Origin of the sequence: Devosia ureilytica (assembly GCF_024273195.1) — a bacterium.
GTDB lineage: Bacteria > Pseudomonadota > Alphaproteobacteria > Rhizobiales > Devosiaceae > Devosia > Devosia ureilytica.
Genome location: NZ_JAMZCU010000002.1, coordinates 263856 through 281062, shown reverse-complemented (window position 1 = coordinate 281062; position 17207 = coordinate 263856). Strand labels below are relative to the sequence as shown.

General features: G+C 62.2%; 23 protein-coding genes. 8 read left to right on the top strand and 15 right to left on the bottom strand.

The features are described from left to right. Nucleotides 1–74: 74 nt before the first annotated feature. The 8 genes from coaA to hisB all read right to left on the bottom strand — a co-directional run bounded on the left by coaA (nt 75) and on the right by hisB (nt 5219). Entirely contained in the window at nt 75–1022 is a 948-nt protein-coding gene (gene coaA / locus NIM87_RS05340; RefSeq protein WP_254673603.1) for a type I pantothenate kinase, read from the bottom strand. Further along, on the bottom strand, nt 1022–1339 hold the full coding sequence (locus tag NIM87_RS05335; RefSeq protein ID WP_254673602.1) for a phosphoribosyl-ATP diphosphatase: 318 nt from the start codon (nt 1337–1339) through the stop codon (nt 1022–1024). The genes coaA and NIM87_RS05335 overlap by 1 nt, the downstream gene beginning before the upstream one ends. Nucleotides 1340–1401: 62 nt before the next feature. Next, entirely contained in the window at nt 1402–2199 is a 798-nt protein-coding gene (gene hisF, locus NIM87_RS05330) for an imidazole glycerol phosphate synthase subunit HisF (protein ID WP_254673601.1), read from the bottom strand. Then, on the bottom strand, nt 2196–2525 hold the full coding sequence (locus tag NIM87_RS05325; RefSeq protein ID WP_254673600.1) for a hypothetical protein: 330 nt from the start codon (nt 2523–2525) through the stop codon (nt 2196–2198). The genes hisF and NIM87_RS05325 overlap by 4 nt, the downstream gene beginning before the upstream one ends. Next, nucleotides 2522–3250, bottom strand: a complete 729-nt coding sequence (hisA, locus tag NIM87_RS05320; RefSeq protein ID WP_254673599.1) for a 1-(5-phosphoribosyl)-5-[(5-phosphoribosylamino)methylideneamino]imidazole-4-carboxamide isomerase — start codon at nt 3248–3250, stop codon at nt 2522–2524. Before hisA ends, NIM87_RS05325 begins: the two co-directional genes overlap by 4 nt. A 163-nt stretch (nt 3251–3413) precedes the next feature. Continuing rightward, the gene (gene hisH / locus NIM87_RS05315; RefSeq protein WP_254673598.1) at nt 3414–4067 is read right to left on the bottom strand and encodes an imidazole glycerol phosphate synthase subunit HisH; all 654 of its coding nucleotides are present in this window, start codon (nt 4065–4067) and stop codon (nt 3414–3416) included. Next, nucleotides 4064–4420 carry a DUF2628 domain-containing protein gene (locus NIM87_RS05310; protein ID WP_254673597.1) on the bottom strand — a complete coding sequence of 119 codons (357 nt, stop codon included), beginning with the start codon at nt 4418–4420 and terminating at the stop codon, nt 4064–4066. Before NIM87_RS05310 ends, hisH begins: the two co-directional genes overlap by 4 nt. 211 nt (nt 4421–4631) lie before the next feature. Continuing rightward, nucleotides 4632–5219, bottom strand: coding sequence for an imidazoleglycerol-phosphate dehydratase HisB (hisB, locus tag NIM87_RS05305; protein ID WP_254673596.1), 588 nt, complete (start codon nt 5217–5219; stop codon nt 4632–4634). A 203-nt stretch (nt 5220–5422) separates the two neighbouring features. On the opposite strand from hisB, the gene hslV reads away from it, so the two are divergent. The 3 genes from hslV to hslU are packed head-to-tail and all read left to right on the top strand — an operon-like array spanning nt 5423 to nt 7807. Further along, nucleotides 5423–5977: an ATP-dependent protease subunit HslV gene (hslV, locus tag NIM87_RS05300; RefSeq protein ID WP_254673595.1), complete on the top strand. Its 555-nt coding sequence runs from the start codon at nt 5423–5425 to the stop codon at nt 5975–5977. A 2-nt stretch (nt 5978–5979) separates the two neighbouring features. Next, nucleotides 5980–6504, top strand: a complete 525-nt coding sequence (locus NIM87_RS05295) for a GNAT family N-acetyltransferase (RefSeq protein ID WP_254673594.1) — start codon at nt 5980–5982, stop codon at nt 6502–6504. After that, nucleotides 6497–7807: an ATP-dependent protease ATPase subunit HslU gene (gene hslU / locus NIM87_RS05290; protein WP_254673593.1), complete on the top strand. Its 1311-nt coding sequence runs from the start codon at nt 6497–6499 to the stop codon at nt 7805–7807. Before NIM87_RS05295 ends, hslU begins: the two co-directional genes overlap by 8 nt. 66 nt (nt 7808–7873) lie before the next feature. Here the strand turns inward: hslU and NIM87_RS05285 are convergent, their stop codons facing one another. From NIM87_RS05285 to NIM87_RS05275, 3 genes are read right to left on the bottom strand one after another with little or no spacing between them, the layout of a single operon-like run. Next, nucleotides 7874–8242, bottom strand: coding sequence for a helix-turn-helix domain-containing protein (locus tag NIM87_RS05285; protein WP_254673592.1), 369 nt, complete (start codon nt 8240–8242; stop codon nt 7874–7876). Continuing rightward, nucleotides 8239–8820 carry a Smr/MutS family protein gene (locus NIM87_RS05280; RefSeq protein ID WP_254673591.1) on the bottom strand — a complete coding sequence of 194 codons (582 nt, stop codon included), beginning with the start codon at nt 8818–8820 and terminating at the stop codon, nt 8239–8241. Before NIM87_RS05280 ends, NIM87_RS05285 begins: the two co-directional genes overlap by 4 nt. 21 nt (nt 8821–8841) lie before the next feature. Next, nucleotides 8842–9564, bottom strand: coding sequence for a Tim44/TimA family putative adaptor protein (locus NIM87_RS05275; protein WP_254673590.1), 723 nt, complete (start codon nt 9562–9564; stop codon nt 8842–8844). A gap of 164 nt (nt 9565–9728) precedes the next feature. Between NIM87_RS05275 and NIM87_RS05270 the strand changes: the two genes are divergently transcribed. Continuing rightward, on the top strand, nt 9729–10199 hold the full coding sequence (locus tag NIM87_RS05270; protein WP_254673589.1) for an FxsA family protein: 471 nt from the start codon (nt 9729–9731) through the stop codon (nt 10197–10199). Between the two features lie 85 nt (nt 10200–10284). Next, nucleotides 10285–10803: a protein-export chaperone SecB gene (gene secB, locus NIM87_RS05265; RefSeq protein WP_254673588.1), complete on the top strand. Its 519-nt coding sequence runs from the start codon at nt 10285–10287 to the stop codon at nt 10801–10803. 66 nt (nt 10804–10869) lie between these two features. Here the strand turns inward: secB and dnaQ are convergent, their stop codons facing one another. From dnaQ to NIM87_RS05245, 4 genes are read right to left on the bottom strand one after another with little or no spacing between them, the layout of a single operon-like run. Then, nucleotides 10870–11577: a DNA polymerase III subunit epsilon gene (dnaQ, locus tag NIM87_RS05260; RefSeq protein WP_254674075.1), complete on the bottom strand. Its 708-nt coding sequence runs from the start codon at nt 11575–11577 to the stop codon at nt 10870–10872. Further along, nucleotides 11577–12173 (bottom strand): dephospho-CoA kinase, encoded by a 597-nt coding sequence (coaE, locus tag NIM87_RS05255; RefSeq protein WP_254673587.1) that lies wholly within the window; start codon nt 12171–12173, stop codon nt 11577–11579. The genes dnaQ and coaE overlap by 1 nt, the downstream gene beginning before the upstream one ends. 3 nt (nt 12174–12176) lie before the next feature. Continuing rightward, entirely contained in the window at nt 12177–13010 is an 834-nt protein-coding gene (locus NIM87_RS05250) for a shikimate dehydrogenase (RefSeq protein ID WP_408640051.1), read from the bottom strand. Then, nucleotides 13011–13613: a Maf family protein gene (locus NIM87_RS05245; RefSeq protein ID WP_254673585.1), complete on the bottom strand. Its 603-nt coding sequence runs from the start codon at nt 13611–13613 to the stop codon at nt 13011–13013. Between the two features lie 440 nt (nt 13614–14053). Between NIM87_RS05245 and hemE the strand changes: the two genes are divergently transcribed. The 3 genes from hemE (at nt 14054) to rho (ending at nt 17084) form a co-directional block, all read left to right on the top strand. Then, complete coding sequence (gene hemE / locus NIM87_RS05240) at nt 14054–15088, top strand: uroporphyrinogen decarboxylase (RefSeq protein ID WP_254673584.1); 1035 nt, start codon at nt 14054–14056, stop codon at nt 15086–15088. A gap of 47 nt (nt 15089–15135) precedes the next feature. Then, a complete protein-coding gene (gene hemJ, locus NIM87_RS05235; RefSeq protein ID WP_254673583.1) occupies nt 15136–15564 on the top strand; it encodes a protoporphyrinogen oxidase HemJ in 429 nt (142 codons plus the stop codon). A 254-nt stretch (nt 15565–15818) separates the two neighbouring features. After that, nucleotides 15819–17084, top strand: a complete 1266-nt coding sequence (rho, locus tag NIM87_RS05230; RefSeq protein ID WP_254673582.1) for a transcription termination factor Rho — start codon at nt 15819–15821, stop codon at nt 17082–17084. The last annotated feature ends 123 nt before the right edge of the window (nt 17085–17207 follow it).

Below are 17207 nucleotides of genomic sequence, written 5' to 3'. Positions count from 1 at the left end.
CGGCATCCACCGGGCCGGGCGTGGTCCTCGGGTCAAGCCCGAGGACAGATTGGCGTTTTAAACGACCCTGCGGCTCAAAGCCGCTTCAGCTTCACCTCTTCGACCCGATGATCCTTGCCCTTCTTGAGGATCAGGTCGGCGCGGCCCCGCGTGGGCAGCACATTGTCGACGAGATTGGGCAGGTTGATGGTCTCCCACACATTGCGGCCGAACACCCCTGCCTCCTCCTCGCTCATTTCCGAGAACTTGCGGAAAAACGAGGTGGGGTCGCGGAAGGCGGTGTCGCGCAGGCGGAAGAAGCGGGTGAGATACCAGTCGCGCAGGTCCTCGACATCGGCGTCGATATAGATCGAAAAGTCGATGAAGTCGGAGGCAAAGAGGATGGGCTTGCCGTCGCGTGGCAGTTCCCCCGGCTGCAGGATATTGAGGCCCTCCACGATCAGGATGTCGGGGCGATCAATGATCACCTCCTCGCCTGCGACCACGTCATAGACCAGGTGCGAATAGACCGGCACGGCAACCTTGGCCTTGCCCGATTTGATGTCGCCCAGGAAATTGACGAAGCGGGTCCGGTCGTAGCTTTCGGGGAAACCCTTGCGCTGCATCAGTCCGCGCGCTTCGAGCACCTTGTTGGGATAGAGAAAGCCATCGGTCGTCACGAGATCGACCTTGGGGCTCGAGGGCCAGCGGCTCAGCAGCGCCCGCAGGATGCGTGACGTGGTCGACTTGCCCACCGCCACCGATCCGGCCACGCCGATGATGAAGGGCATCTTGTCGCCCGGCGTATTGAGGAAGCGCGAGGAGACGTGGTGCAGCTCCTGGATGGCCTCGACATAATAGGAGAGCAGGCGCGAGAGCGGCAGATAAACCTCCTCGGCCTCGGCCAGCGAGATCGGGTCGGTCAGGGCGCGCAGCCGGTCGATATCCTCGGCGTTGAGCGTCATGGGCTGGCCGTTGCGCAGATCGCTCCACTGCTGCTTGGTGAAGGTCTGGTAGGGGTCGCGGGTCGAACGCTTGGCCATCAGGACTGGGTCCCCCGCGCCGCCTTTTCGCTCAGCCCAGATTGGGCCGTGCGCGTATCGAGCTCGGCCATGACCTCGGCCAGCGGCACATTGGCGGCCTTGAGCACCACCAGCAGGTGATAGAGCACATCCGCGCTTTCCTTGACCAGTTCGGCCCGGTCATGGGTCACCGCCGCAATCACCGCTTCCGTGGCTTCCTCACCCAGCTTTTGGGCTGCCTTGTTGATGCCGCGCGCAATCAGCTTTGCGGTATAGCTTTCCTCGGGCGAGGCAGTGGCGCGCTGGGCAATACGCGCGTCGAGTTCTTCAAGGGTCATTGTACGACGGCTCCTCATCCTCGATGGCTTAGAGCAAAAATCGGCGGCGGCGTCACTACGACCTAAGCCGCCCCGTCCATCCGCATGGCAATGCCGTGCTCGGCCATGTAGCGCTTGGCCTGGGGAATGGTGAACGTGCCGAAGTGGAAGATGGAGGCGGCCAGGACGGCGCTTGCGTGGCCCTCGGTCACCCCGTCGACCAGATGCTGCAATGTGCCGACGCCGCCCGAGGCGATCACCGGCACTTCGACGCTATCGGCAATGGTGCGGGTCAATTCGAGGTCGAAGCCGGACTTGGTGCCATCGCGGTCCATCGAGGTCACCAGCAATTCACCGGCGCCCAGCGTCACCATGCGGGCGGCAAATTCCACCGCGTCGATGCCGGTCGGCTTGCGCCCGCCATGGGTATGGATTTCCCACTCGCTGCGATTGTCGCCACCCACGCGCTGGCCCAGCCGCTGCTTGGCGTCGACTGAAACCACGATGCACTGATTGCCGAACTTGTCGGCGGCGCGGGCGATGAAATCGGGGTCGTTCACCGCGGCGGAATTGATCGCCACCTTATCGGCGCCCGCCAGGAGGAGCTTGCGGATATCCTCGATGGAGCGCACGCCACCGCCGACGGTCACCGGCATGAAGCAATGTTCAGCGGTGCGGGCCACCACGTCAAAAATTGTGTCGCGGCCCTCGTGGCTGGCGGTGATGTCGAGAAAGGTCAGTTCATCGGCCCCAGCCGCGTCATAGGCCATAGCCGCCTCGACCGGATCACCGGCATCGATCAGATCGACAAAATTGACGCCCTTGACGACGCGGCCGCCCGCGACATCAAGACAAGGAATGATACGGGTCTTGAGGCTCATTGCGGTGAAACCTTCTGCATCCGCCCCCAGGCGATGCGATGGATGATGAGAATAACCAGCCAGACGATCAGCGCGCCGCCGCCGAGCGGCAGCGTGGCCAGCGCAAACCAGCCCAGCACGAACAGCATATAGAGCGTCCCGCCCCAATCGGCTCCGCCGATCAAGCAGGGATTGATATTGCCTTCGTGGAGCACGCAGCCATTGGCTTCGGCCAGCCAACCGGCCACGATCACCGAGATGACCGGGGCCAGCGCGAAGAGCAGAATCAGCACCAGCTGCAGCCAATAGATCCACCAGGGGAAGCGTGCTGGCCGGGCCTCGTTCATGCCGCCCTCAGCCGAGCCAGTGCTTCACGTGAATCAATGCGCCCGTCATAAAGCGCCCGGCCGGAGATGGCCCCCTCGAGCACCTGGTATTCGGGCCGCGTCATGCGCTCGATATCGTCCATCGAAGCCAGCCCGCCCGAGGCGATCACCGGTATGGAGGTGGACCGGGCCAGCTCCAGCGTCGAGTCCCAGTTGATGCCAGCCAGCACACCATCGCGGTCAATATCGGTATAGATGATCGCCGCGACGCCAGCGCCTTCAAAGCGCTTGGCCAGTTCGATCACGGAAAGCTCCGAGGTTTCCGCCCAGCCTTCGACGGCCACCATGCCCTGCTTGGCGTCGGTGCCAACGGCCACCTGGCCGGGCCACTTTTTTGCGGCCTCTTTGACCAGCTCCGGATTGCGCACAGCAACGGTGCCCAGAATGACGCGGGCGAGACCCCTGTCGAGCCAGCTTTCGATATGGGCCAGCGTGCGGATGCCGCCGCCCAGCTGCACGGGAAAGCTCACGGTCTTGAGAATGGCTTCGACCGCCGCCCCATTGACGCTCTCGCCGGCAAAGGCGCCGTTGAGATCGACGACATGGAGATATTCAAAGCCCTGGTCCTCGAAGCTCTTGGCCTGCGCTGCCGGATCGTCGTTGAAGACAGTGGCCTGCTCCATGTCGCCAAGCTTCAACCGCACGCATTGGCCGTCCTTGAGATCGATGGCGGGGAAAAGGATCATGGTTTGCTCCGACTATTCTTCTCCCCGACGGGGAGAAGGTGGCGCGCAGCGCCGGATGAGGAGGGTGCCGCAACCGCACCAGAGACCGCGCGGAAATAACCCGTCACCGACCCGGCTTCGCCGAGCCACCTTTCCCCGATGGGGGGAGGAACAAGTAAGGTCGTCACGGCGCCCACCCCAGAAAATTCTCGATCAGCTTCAATCCCAGCGCCTGGCTCTTTTCCGGGTGGAACTGGGTGCCGAAAATATTGTCGTGACCAACGCAGGCCGTGAGTGCTCCACCATAATTGGTGGTGGCTAGCAGCATGGCCGGATCGTCGGTCTTGAGGTGATAGGAGTGGACGAAATAGGCGTGCAATCCATCCGGCCCGGTCTCGATCCCCTCGAACAGGACATGTGGCTTCAACACCGAAATCGTGTTCCAGCCCATATGCGGGATTTTCAAACCCGGGTCTGAGGGCGTGATCTTTTCGACGGCGCCGGGTATCCACCCCAGGCCCTCGGTCACGACCTTTTCGCGTCCCTCGGTGGCCAGCAGCTGCATGCCGACACAGACGCCAAGGAACGGCACGCCGCCCCGGATAACGCGCTCGTCGAGCACCTCGCCCATGCCCACCAGGGCATCGAGCCCCGCCTTGCAATCGGCGAAGGCGCCAACGCCGGGCAGCATGATGCGGTCTGCACGGCGTACCAGTTCGGGGTCTGCGGTGACGATGATTTCGGGGCCCTTATCAAGCCCTGCGGCCACGCGCTCGAAGGCCTTGGCGGCGGAGCGCAGATTGCCCGCGCCATAGTCGATGATGGCAACAGAACTCACGCGCTTGTCTCCAATGCGGCCAGCCTGGCCATGTCAGTGTCACTGGCAAAGCGATGCCCGGCGGGCGAAAAGCCGCGCCGCCTGAGCGCCCGGCGCTGCGCGCCCGGTGCGGCAAAACCACAGGCAAGGGCAAGCAGGATATAAAGCCAGACGGCAGCATCAGCGCCGATGAAGGGTTGCGCGACGACAATTGCGGCCAAGCCGAGAATGAACAGAACCAGCTGATCCCAGAGCCGATGGGCCAGCGCGTGCAGCGGCGGCAACAGCGCCGCGAACCAGGAGAATTTCTCGGGCACGGCCTGGGGCAGCGTGCCGCTGCCGGGCTTGGGCATAAGGATGGCATAGAGGGTCACGGGACACTCCCAGGGCTGGACGAGGTCCACTTAGTGCAAAACCGGCCCAGGGGGAAGGGCGACGGTTCCTGCGTCCCCTCGCCCCTCAGGGGAGAGGGTCAGGGTGAGGGGTGAAATCGCCTGACTATGGCACGAAGGTGCACCCCTCATCCGGCCCTGTCGGGCCACCTTCTCCCCTCAGGGGAGAAGGGAAGCGGCCAGCAGGCGCCTGCTAGAGCGTGCCCTTGGTGCTCGGGACCCGGTCAGCGGCGCGCGGGTCGATCTCGACCGCGTCCCGCAGGGCCCGCGCCACCGCCTTGAACATCGACTCGGCCAGATGGTGGTTGTTGTCGAAATAGAAGTTTTCGATATGGAGCGTGATCCCGGCATTGACGGCGAAGGCCTGGAAGAATTCGCGGAACAGCTCGGTGTCGATCTCGCCGATCTTGTTCTGGCTGAACCCGGCCTTGAAGACGAGGAAGGCGCGGCCGGACACATCCAGGGCGGCGCGCGTCAGCGTGCCGTCCATGGGCAGGTCGCAACTGGCATAGCGGCGGATACCCTTCTTGTCCCCGAGCGCTTCGCGGATCGCCTGGCCGAGCGCAATGCCCACATCTTCCACCGCGTGGTGGAAATCGATGTGGAGGTCGCCTTTGCAGGTCACATCCATGTCGATCAGCGAATGGCGCGCGAGCTGGTCGAGCATATGGTCGAAAAAGCCGACGCCGGTCTGCATGGCATGTGCGCCGGTGCCATCGAGATTGATCGAGACGGCAATCTCGGTCTCATTGGTCTTGCGGGCAATCTTGGCGGTGCGCATGGCAGGCTCTCCGAAACTCGGCGGTTCCCTAGCAGATAGGCACGCCCAGGTGAAGATTGGGTTGAAGGGCGTGCTCTTTCGCCTCCCTCCTCTCAAGGGGAAGGGAAACGACTGAAGGCGCCCGGGTCCGACCAGACGTTCCAACATTGCAATCCTTGGCCGTGCTCCTAAATATCAGCCAACAGTTCGGAGTATTCCCCCCAATGAGTGACAACGCATTTCCCGGCTGGCACGGGACGACCATCGTTTCGGTCCGCAAGGGCAATAAGGTCGTGGTGGCTGGCGATGGCCAGGTTTCCATGGGCCAGACCGTGATGAAGCATGGTGCCAAAAAGGTCCGGCGCCTCGCCAATGGCAAGGTGATTGGCGGTTTTGCCGGCTCGACCGCCGATGCCTTTACGCTTTTCGAGCGGCTCGAAACCAAGCTTGAGCAATATCCCGACCAGCTGATGCGCGCCGCCGTCGAGCTGGCCAAGGATTGGCGCACCGACCGCTATCTGCGGAAACTGGAAGCCATGATGATCGTGGCCGACAAGACCGATACGCTGGTGCTGACCGGCACGGGCGACGTGTTGACACCTGACCACGGCGTCATCGCCATTGGCTCGGGTGGCAATTATGCGCATTCGGCGGCGCTGGCCCTGCATCAGGCAACCGAGCTCGATGCCGAGGATATTGCTCGCCGTGCCATGAAGATCGCGGAAGAAATCTGCGTCTATACCAATGGCAATGTGACGCTCGAAACCATCGAGCTTTGAGCGTGACCCATAGCATTCGACGCCTGGGACCGGACGACGCGGCGGCCTATCGTGCCATCCGGCATGAGGGCCTCGCCAATCATCCCGAGGCCTTTGTCTCGACAGCCGAGAGCTTTGCGCAAAGGACAGACGCCGAGATCATCCAGACGCTGGAAGCGCTAACGGTCTTTGGCGCCTTCCTGCCCGATGGACGTCTTGGCGGTATCAATGCGTTTTTGCGCAATGACGGCGCCAAGGAGCGGCATCGCGGCTGGATGATCCAGGTCTATGTGCGGCCCGAGCAACGCGGGACCGGCATGGCCGCGGCGCTGGTCGAGCATCTGATCGAGCATGCCAGCCACCATGTGTTGCAGGTCCACTTGGGCGTCTGGTCGGAAAATGTCCCGGCCATCAAGCTCTACCAGAGGCTCGGGTTCCAAACCTATGGCACCGAGCCCCGCTATCTCTTCGTGAACGGTCGATATATCGACGAACACCTGATGGTGCGCTTTTTGGATAAGGCACCAGGAAAGTCAGAACATGAGTGAAACCAATTTCTCCCCGCGCGAGATCGTCTCCGAGCTCGACCGCCACATTGTCGGACAGGCCGATGCCAAGCGCGCCGTTGCCGTGGCGCTGCGCAATCGCTGGCGCCGGCAGCAGCTGCCACCCGAATTGCGCCGCGAGGTGACACCCAAGAATATCCTGATGATCGGACCCACCGGCGTTGGCAAGACCGAGATCTCGCGGCGTCTTGCCCGCCTGGCGCAGGCGCCCTTCGTCAAGGTCGAAGCCACCAAGTTCACCGAGGTCGGCTATGTCGGCCGCGATGTCGAGCAGATTGTCCGCGACCTGGTCGAGGCCGGCATCACGGTCCTCAGGGACAAGCGTCGTCGCGACGTGGAGGCCCAGGCCCATCACAATGCCGAGGAACGCGTGCTCGACGCCCTGGTCGGCACCTCGGCCACGCCCTCGACGCGCGACAGCTTCCGCACCAAGCTCAGGAACAACGAGCTTGATGACAAGGACATCGAGATCGAGATGCAGCCATCGGCCGGCACCGGCGGGTTTGAAATCCCCGGCATGCCCAATGGCGGCATCGGCATGATCAATCTCTCTGACATGTTCAAGCAGGCCATGGGCGGGCGCGGGGTCAAGCGCAAGATCAAGGTCAAGGACGCCTATGAACCGTTGATCGCCGAGGAAGCCGACAAGCTGCTCGACCAGGATCAATTGAAGGCCGAAGCCATTGAGCTGGTGGAGAACCACGGCATCGTCTTTATCGACGAGATCGACAAGGTCGCCCATCGCGAAGGCGGTGCCCAGGGCGGACCCTCCCGCGAGGGTGTGCAGCGCGACTTGTTGCCGCTGATCGAAGGCACGACCGTTGCGACAAAATATGGCCCGGTGCAGACCGACCATATCCTGTTTATCGCTTCGGGCGCCTTTCATGTCAGCAAGCCTTCGGACCTCTTGCCCGAACTCCAGGGCCGCCTGCCGATCCGGGTCGAATTGAAGGCGCTGACCCGCGAGGATTTCATCGGCATTCTCTCGGATACCGAGGCAAGCCTGATCAAGCAATATGTGGCGCTGATGGGCACCGAAGGGGTCACGCTCAGCGTCACGCCGGACGCTATCGAGGCGATTGCCGACGCCGCCGTGCTGGTCAATTCCACTGTCGAAAACATCGGCGCACGCCGCTTGCAGACGGTGATGGAACGGCTGGTCGAGGAAATCTCCTTTGACGCGCCAGACCGGAATGGCCAGACCATCACCATCGACGCTGCCTTCGTGAGGGACAAGGTGGGCGTGCTGGCTGGCGATACCGACCTCAGCAAGTTCGTTCTTTGAACGCTCGTCGCCCTCCCCCTTGCGGGGAGGGCAGCAAAGCTGGGCCAATTGGCCTTGGCGGAAAGCCTAACGCTTCCGCCCCGCGCGCCTCACCACTTCATCGCGCAGAAACTTCAGGTCCTCCGGCTCGAGCCTGTCGATAGCGGCTGCCAGGCGATTGGCCAGTTCGGTCGCCTCGGGCACGAGGCCGCCGGTGTCGATGCTGACCTTGGGGTCGGAGATTTCGGCCAGGCGCTGCAGCTCTTCGGCCTCATCCCAGATGACGTTGAAATAGGCGATGATGCGATGCAGCAGGAAACTCGTCGGCTGGCCGCGACGACCATGTTCAAGGGCCGAGAGATAGGCGCTCGACACATTGAGCGCGGCGGCCATCTCCTTGAGCGAAATGCCGCGGGCCTCGCGCATGCTGCGCAATTTGGCGCCAAGCGGGGTCATTGGCGCCTCAGGCGCACATACCACGCCCCGTCGCCGCCATGGCCGCGGGCGGCCAGGCTCCACCCCGAAATCAGATGCGCCAGGCCCGGCTCGGAGAGCCAGATGGGCAGCATGGTGCGCAAAATGCCGCGTTCGGTCATGGCCGCCACATAGTCATTGTCGGTTCTGGCGCCCTTGCCGGTGATGACGAGGATCGTTCTGTCGCCGCGCGCTGCGCAATTGGCAATGTATTGGCGCAGGGCCTCGCGGGCCACGGTCTGGGTCATGCCATGCAGGTCAATCCGCCCATCGATATCGATGCGACCACGCCGGACCTTCTTGTGAATGGCCGGGTCCACCGCCTTTTCGGCAATGCTGCGCCCGGGCGCTGGCGCCTGATAGGCAGGCAGGAACGGCTTTCCGGGTTTGAGCGGCTTTGGCGGCGCCTTGACCAGCGGCGCCGGTTCAAGCTCGGGCTGGGGCAGGGTGCCGGCGCCGAGCTTGAGGAGACCCTTGCGCCGCAGCGGCTCAACCGTTGCCGCAACGCTGGTCCACAAGTGGAAGTCGTGCGGCAGGCGCTTGCTGGCGCGCTTGGACATGGTCGGGCCTGCCGGGAAAAATCAATCGAGCTGGCTGGTGGCCACGACTTTCCAGTTCGGATCGCGCGATTTGGGATTGCGCGAGAACGTCCATTCGTCGGCAATGGTCTGGACCTGGTCGGCATTGCCTTCCACCAGATTGCCCTCCTTGTCGCGCGTCGCCGAGACGACTTCGGCGTGGAAGTCGATGGTCACATTGACGTCCTTCTTGTCGAATTCAGCGTCGACAATAGCGATCTTGGGCAGGCCCACAAAGGTGAAGTCCACGGTCTTGCCCTCGGCCTCGCGCTCGCTGATGGCGCGCTGGAAGCTCTCGAAGATAGGCTTGTCGAGCAGGTCCTTGAGGGTCTGGCGGTCGCCGGCGGCAAATGCGGTGACGATCATCTCATAGGCCTGCTTGGCACCCTCGAGGAAGCTCTTGGGCGAGAAGGTGGGGTCGACCTCGGCCACGGCCCGAAGGCCAGCGGCCAGGTCGGCATTGCCGGCGGCGGCCTGTTCGATTTCAGCCTCGAGCTTGCGGGCACGGCGATCATCGTCAAGGTCGGGCTGGGCGGCGCGCGGACGCAGCGGCACCACGGTTTCGTCCTTGGCGGCGGCGTTCTTTTCGGTGGGCGTGGAGCGGCTGCGGTCCACGGGCGGCCGTTCAGTACCGGTGCGGGTGCCCAGCACCGAGCGCAGCCGGAACAGTACAAAGACCGCAACGGCAATGGCGATGAGCGTCGGCAGATCGAGGAAGTCGTCCATGAAACAGGCACCTTGCGCGGGAGGCGTCGACAAAAAACTGAAGTGGGGCGCTCGTCCTGCGCCTTAGCTTGCCTATATATAGGCAAAGCTTTAGCCCGAAACCAGTTCACGTTAGGGCGAGTTGCATATTTGCCGCGCCGCGCCCTGCTTCTAGACACAAGGACATGACCTTGGCCCGCCTGATCGCCCTCAGTTTTCTGCTCCTGCCGCTGGTTGAAATCGCGCTGTTCATCGTGGTCGGCCGTGCCATCGGCCTTTTTCCGACCTTGGCGCTGATTATCCTTGCCGCGCTTGCCGGCGGCCTGCTGCTGCGCCAGCAGGGCCTGGGAGTGATTGCCCGGCTGCGCGCCAATGTGGGCGCGGGCACCATTCCGGGCCGCACCATGTTTGATGCCATGCTGATCGGCGTGGCCGCTGTATTGCTGGTGCTACCCGGGTTTCTGAGCGACATCGTGGCGCTGGCGCTGCTCGTGCCGCCGCTGCGGCACTGGCTGTTCAATGCCTTGGCCGGGCGGGTGCGGGTGGTTGAAACCACCACCAGCTATCGTCGCCATGATGATGCGCCTCATCCCCATGACGCCGGCATCCGCTCCATCGAGCTTAAGGATGATGACTGGCGGGACCAGCGCAAATAGGCCGGCTCGGCTTGTTCGCCCCAGTCAAAAGTGCTAGCCACTCCGCCACAATTGCCTGAATTTGAACATCGAGAAGGACCAGACAATGGCCGATGATACCCAGGGCGCGGCAGCACCGCAGGCCGGCAGCGCGCCCAGCATGAACCTTGTGGGTCAGTATATCCGCGACCTTTCCTTCGAAAATCCCGGCGCGCCCGGCACCCTGCTCAGTGGTGGCGCCAACCCGGCGTTCAATGTGTCCATTTCGGTGGGCGTCAAAAAGCAGAATGACGAGATCTATGCGGTCGAGTTGACGCTCAATGCCAAGGCCAATCGCGACGAGACCGTGCTGTTCAATGTCGAACTGGTCTATGGCGGCATCTTCCGCCTGAAGAATGTTCCCGAAAACCAGCTCTCGCCGCTCCTGATGATCGAGTGCCCGCGCCTGATCTTCCCGTTTGCCCGCCAGGTGCTGGCCAATGTCACCCAGCAGGGCGGTTTCCCGCCGCTGATGATGGAGCCGGTGGATTTCTCCTCGATCTATCGTCAGAACCTGGCCAAGCTTGCGGCCCAGCAGGGCGGCTCGCCGCTGCCCGATACTGGCGAAGCGCCCAAGCCGAACTGATCGGCGCGCAGAACAACAAAGCCCCGGTTTGCGCCGGGGCTTTTTTGTTGGGCCGGGGCCGCTGTTTTATTGGGCGGCGTCCATATCCGCATATTGGCCCCAAATGGCGCTCTCGCCCATCTTGCCGACAAATTCGGCATGGGCCTCAGCCTCGCTGGCGCTGACCCGGCCGGGAAGCGGCGCGGGCCGCTGCGCCGCCGCAATTCGAATGGTGCCCAGGCCAATGGCCGTGTTTTCCACCTCGGCGACCAGCGCCAGGCTGACCTGCTTGCCGCCGATCAGCTCGAGATAGACTTCGGCCAGGATTTCGCTGTCGAGCAGTGCGCCATGGAGCGTGCGGCGGGAATTGTCGATGCCATAATGCTTGCAGAGCGCGTCAAGGCTCACCCTGGCGCCGGGATGCTTCTGCCGGGCGACCATGACGGTGTCGATCACCTCATTGCCCAGCCGCGGCAGCTTGGCGCGTTCCAGCTCGGCATTGAGAAAGCCCATGTCGAAGGGCGCATTATGAATGACCAGCGTCGCGTCGCCGATAAAGGCGCGAAAATCCTCGGCGATCTCATGGAACAGGGGCTTGTCTGCGAGGAATTCCTCGCTCAGTCCATGCACGCGGAACGCCTCTTCGGGCATCGAGCGCTGCGGATTGATATAGACGTGAAACGTCTTGCCGGTGGGGATGTGGTTGATCAGCTCGACACAGCCGATTTCCACCAGGCGATCCCCGCCTGCGGGCGAAAGCCCTGTGGTTTCGGTATCGAGCACGATTTCCCTGATCATCGGTCCTGCCGTTTGCTCCTGATATCGGCCACAAGCGCGGCCACGTCGGCGCCGATCACCTCGCGCGGCTGCGCGGTGTCGAAAAGCCATGTGGCCCGCTTCTTCTTTTCGGCCTGTGGCATCTGCCGGGCAATAAGGCTCTCCATCTTATCCACGGTCATGCCCGGCCGGGCCAGGATGCGCTGGCGCTGAACCGCCTCATCCACATGGGTGACCGCGATGGCGTCAAAGCCATAGTCATGGCCGCTTTCAAACAAGAGCGGCACTTCGACCGCAGCCAGGGCATGCCCGGCGCTTTCGGCCCTTTGGAGGAATTGCGCAATTCTGTCGCGCACCAGCGGATGCACAAGGGCTTCAAGCTTTTTGAACCCTGCCGGATCGGCGGAAAGCTTTTGCGACAGCACCTGCCGGTCGACGACACCATCCTTGGTGACGCCGGGAAACAGCGCTTCAACAGCGGCGGCAGCCTCACCGGCATAGAGTTCGGCCACCGCCGCGTCAGCCGAGAAAACCGGCACACCGGCCGCCGCAAACGCTGCCAGCAGGGTGGATTTGCCCGTGGCGATGGAGCCGGTAATGCCGATCCTTTGCATGGCCTAGTGATCCAGTGTCGCTTCGATGCGGGCCCGCAATTGCGGCGTCACCACGGGCGTGACCCCGAACCAGGCCGCAAAGCCGGGAACAGCCTGGTGCAAGAGCATGCCCAGGCCATCGACCGTGCGCAGGCCATGCGCCTTGGCTTCGGCCAGCAGCGGGGTTTCGAGCGGGGTATAGACAATGTCGGTGACCAGAGCCGTCTTGGGCAGGAGGCTCATATCCAGCCAGTCGAACCGGGTGCCATTCATCCCGATGGAACTGGTATTGACCACCAGCCCGATGTGAGGCGCCAGTTTGGCAAAATCCTCAAAGCCATGCGCGGAAAACGGGCCGTCGATTTCATCGACCAGCGCCTGGGCATTGCCCAGCGTCCGGTTGAGCACATGCACCTTGCCGCCATTGCGCCGACGCAGTGCCACCAGCACGGCGCGGGCCGCACCGCCGGCTCCGATGATCATGGCGTCGTTCGGGCCGTCCGACCAGGTCGGCGCATTCGCGTCCAGATTGCCCAGAAACCCCAGATAATCGGTATTGGTGCCATGCACCTTGCCGTTCTTGACCACCAGCGTATTGACCGCGCCGATCATGCGGGCCAACTCATCAACGCTGTCACAAAGCGCGAACACCGCCTCCTTATGGGGAATGGTGACATTACCGCCGGCAAATTCGCCCGCCCGCAGGCGCTCGAAAAAGCCCGGCAGGTCAGCTGGCGCAACATCAATGGCCTCATAGCTACCATCGAGACCGTTTTCGGCCAGCCAGGTTCCATGGATCAGCGGCGAACGCGAATGGGCAATGGGATGCCCGATGACAAAGGCCTTGGTGGTCAACACTCAATCCTGGGACTGTAAGAGCTCGGGAGCGATATCGCGCAAAGCAGCGAGCAGGGGAAGGAGCGGCAGCCCCAGTATGGTGAAATAGTCGCCCGTGACGGTCTCAAACAGCCGAATGCTCGGCCCTTCGAGCCGATAGCTGCCCACCGAGCCCAGAATGTCGGCGCCCTCAAGCTCCAGCACCTGGTCGCGCTCGGATGCTGAAAACTCTCGCATGGTCAGTTCGGCAGTCTCAATATCGGACCATAGCGTGACCCCATCCCGGGCCAGCGTCACCGCGGCATGAAGGCGATGGGTCTTGCCGCGCAGATGATCGAGCTGGGCCCTGGCGTCTTCGCGTGAGCCGGGCTTGTGCAAAAGCTCAAGGCCGAGCGCCAGGGTTTGATCGGCACCGATCACAATGTCGCCCGGGCGCTGGCGCGAAACGGCTTCGGCCTTGTGTCGGGCCAGCAGCAGCGCCACGTCCCGGCCATCGCCGCCTGCAGCAATTGCACTGGTTTCCAGGGCCCGTTCGTCGAGCGTTGCGGGCTGGGCCTCAAACCGCAGACCGGCCTTGTCCAGCAAGGCTTTGCGGGTGGCACTGGCGGAGGCGAGAATGAGCATGGAGGAAGTTTTTCCACACTGTCATCCCCAGCTCAAGCCGGAACTGTGACTTGGTCGCGCAAGTTTTGGCGTCGGGCAAACTTATCCGACTTGGCTAATAAAACATTAACAGTCTATTTCGCGCGGTCTTTGAAGCGGCCCGTGGAAAGGTCTGGGGAAAGCCGCTTCCGCGCATGGAAAGATATCCGCAGGCTCGTCCACAGGCAGAATCGAATCATTGACTCGGCAAGCGCCGGATTAACCTTTCGTTAATCAATTGGGCGCGGCCATTGTGGCTACGATGCTGAAACTGGATTCACACCTCGTTAACCATAGCCCTGCGCGCAAGTGTCACCACGCCGCCGATTGTGGAGAGCGCGGAATTGCGGATAAACACCGCAATAATAATAAAGAAGCGAAGCTAGAAAGACTCTTTAGGGGGTTTTGGAAGGGATGAACCGATGCGCCCGGTGACGCATAAACCGCTCCTCGACACGGTGCTCGGCCGGAGGCAGGAGCGCCCACCTATCTGGATCATGCGCCAGGCGGGTCGCTATCTGCCCGAGTATCGGCAGACCCGGACTGGCGCCAAGGACTTCCTTGAGCTGTGCTATACGCCTGACCTTGCAGTCGAGGTGACCCTGCAACCGCTGCGCCGTTTCGATCTCGATGCGGCCATCCTCTTTTCCGATATTCTGGTCATCCCCGATGCCCTGGGGCAGAAAGTGCGCTTTGCCACCGGGGAAGGGCCGCTGCTTGAAGCGCTCGACGTCAAAGGCATAGACGCTTTGGAAAGGGGAGGGGCGCTTGATCACCTGGCGCCGGTGCTCGAGACCGTGCGGCGGCTTCGGGCAGTCCTGCCCGCCGAAAAGACCCTGATCGGCTTCTGCGGCGCGCCCTGGACCGTTGCGACCTATATGCTGGGTGGTCGCGGCTCGCCGGATCAATGGGTGGCACGCAAATTCGCGCTCGAACATCCCGAGGCTTTCGACAAGCTGATCGACATCCTGGTGGCCACCTCTATCGATTATCTCGTTGCGCAGTTCGAAGCCGGCGCCGATGTGGTGCAGATTTTTGAAAGCTGGGCGCTTAATCTGGATGACACGTCCTTTGCTCGACAGGTGATGGAGCCCAATCGCCGGATTGTCGAAGGCGTGCGCCAGCGCGTGCCCAATGCACCGATCATCGGTTTTCCTCGCGGTGCCGCCGGGAACCTTGAACGCTATGCCGCGGCGACAGGCGTAAACGCCCTGGGCATTGATTTTGCCACGCCGCTCGATTTCGTCCGCACGCAGCTGCCGCCGGATCTGCCGGTGCAGGGCAATCTCGATCCGCTGCGGCTGGTGGTGGGTGGCGAGGCGATGGAAAGCCAGGTGCGGGCCATTCTCTCGGCCTTTGACAATCGCCCGCATATTTTCAACCTGGGCCATGGCATCGTGCCGGAAACCCCGATTGCCCATGTCGAGCGGCTGGTCGAGCTGGTCAAGCGCGGCTGAGTGTTGCGCGGGATGCGATTGCGCATCGAACTGTTGAGGAATTTGCCATGTATGAATGGGTCAAGGCGCTGCACGTCATTTCGGTCATCGCCTGGATGGCGGGAATGATGTATCTGCCGCGCCTCTTCGTCTATCACGCCGAAAGCGCGGTTGGTTCGGACAAGTCCGAGACCTTCAAGGTCATGGAGCGCAAGCTTTATCGCGGCATCATCACCCCGGCCATGGTTGCCACCTGGATCTTTGGCCTGTGGCTGGCCTTCGGCTTCGGTATCGTCGATTTTTCCCAGGGCTGGATGTGGCTCAAGGCGGCCATGGTGTTGGCGCTGAGCGGCGTGCATGGCTGGTACGGGTCCTTGCTAAGGGCCTTTCAGCAGGACCGCAATGCGCGGCCGCACAGCTTTTACCGCGCCATCAACGAGATTCCCTTTGTCATCGCCATGGTCATCGTCGTCGCGGTGATCGTAAAGCCGTTCTAGGGGCGGCGAGGTTTCACGTGAATCTTGCCGGCCGGCGGCCGGGCGACTGGAACGCCTCGCCCGCTACAAATCGCCCCAGCGGCGGTTTTTGCCCGGCCCGGCCCGCTCCAAGCTTGAAACCGATCACGGATCGCGCTACATGGAGGCAAGGCATCCCCTGATTGCGCGACCGCCCGGTTGCTGCGCGATGCCGAACTTCCCCTTCCTTTCGACTTCCAAGTCTCTTCGCTATCCCTTCAGGGTCATTTCGCTACATGCAAAATATCAAGCTCAGTGAGCTCAAGGCCAAATCGCCGGCTGAACTTTTGGCCTTCGCCGAGGAGGTCGAGGTCGAGAACGCATCGACCATGCGCAAGCAGGAATTGATGTTCGCCATCCTCAAGGAACTGGCGGCCCAGGACATCAATATCGTAGGCCAGGGCGTGGTCGAGGTGCTCCCGGACGGGTTCGGCTTTCTGCGCTCGCCTGATGCAAACTACCTTCCGGGTCCCGACGATATCTATGTCAGCCCCAGCCAGATCCGCCGCTTCGGTCTGCGGACCGGCGACACGGTCGAGGGCGAAATCCGCTCTCCCAAGGAGGGCGAGCGCTATTTTGCGCTGCTCAAGGTTTCGACCATTAATTTCGAAGATCCCGAGGCGGTTCGCCACAAGGTCAATTTCGACAATCTGACCCCGCTCTATCCCGAAGAGCGGCTGCGCATGGAACTGCCCGATCCGACCGTCAAGGATCGCTCGGCGCGCCTCCTCGATCTCGTTGCCCCTCTCGGCAAGGGCCAGCGCGCTTTGATTGTTGCGCCACCGCGGACTGGTAAGACTGTATTGTTGCAAAATATTGCACAATCCATCGCCGCCAATCACCCCGAATGCTATCTCATCGTCTTGCTGATCGACGAGCGTCCCGAGGAAGTGACCGACATGCAGCGCTCGGTGCGCGGCGAGGTCATCTCCTCGACCTTTGACGAGCCCGCCTCGCGCCACGTCCAGGTCGCTGAAATGGTGATCGAAAAGGCCAAGCGTCTGGTCGAGCACAAGCATGACGTGGTCATCCTCCTCGATTCCATCACCCGCCTGGGCCGCGCCTATAACACCGTGGTGCCAAGCTCGGGCAAGGTGCTGACCGGCGGTGTGGATGCCAATGCCCTGCAACGCCCCAAGCGCTTCTTTGGTGCGGCGCGCAATATCGAGGATGGCGGTTCGCTGACCATTATCTCCACCGCGCTGATCGACACCGGCTCGCGCATGGACGAAGTGATCTTTGAAGAATTCAAGGGCACCGGCAACTCGGAAATCATCCTTGACCGCAAGGTAGCGGACAAGCGCATCTTCCCGGCGCTGGACATCACCAAGTCCGGGACCCGTAAGGAAGAACTGCTGATCGAGCCGGACATCCTCAAGAAGATGTATGTGCTGCGTCGCATTCTCAATCCGATGGGCACCATCGACGCCATGGAATTCCTGATGGACAAGGTCCGCCAGACCAAGACCAATTCGGACTTCTTCGACTCGATGAACACCTAGAGCGCTTCGGGCAAAACCGGTAACGGTTTGCGGTTGGGAAGTGCGCCAAAACAAGGACTTAGAGCAGTTTAGCGTTTCAATGAAACGGTGAAGTGCTCCAAGCCTTTCGATCGGGAGCTGGCA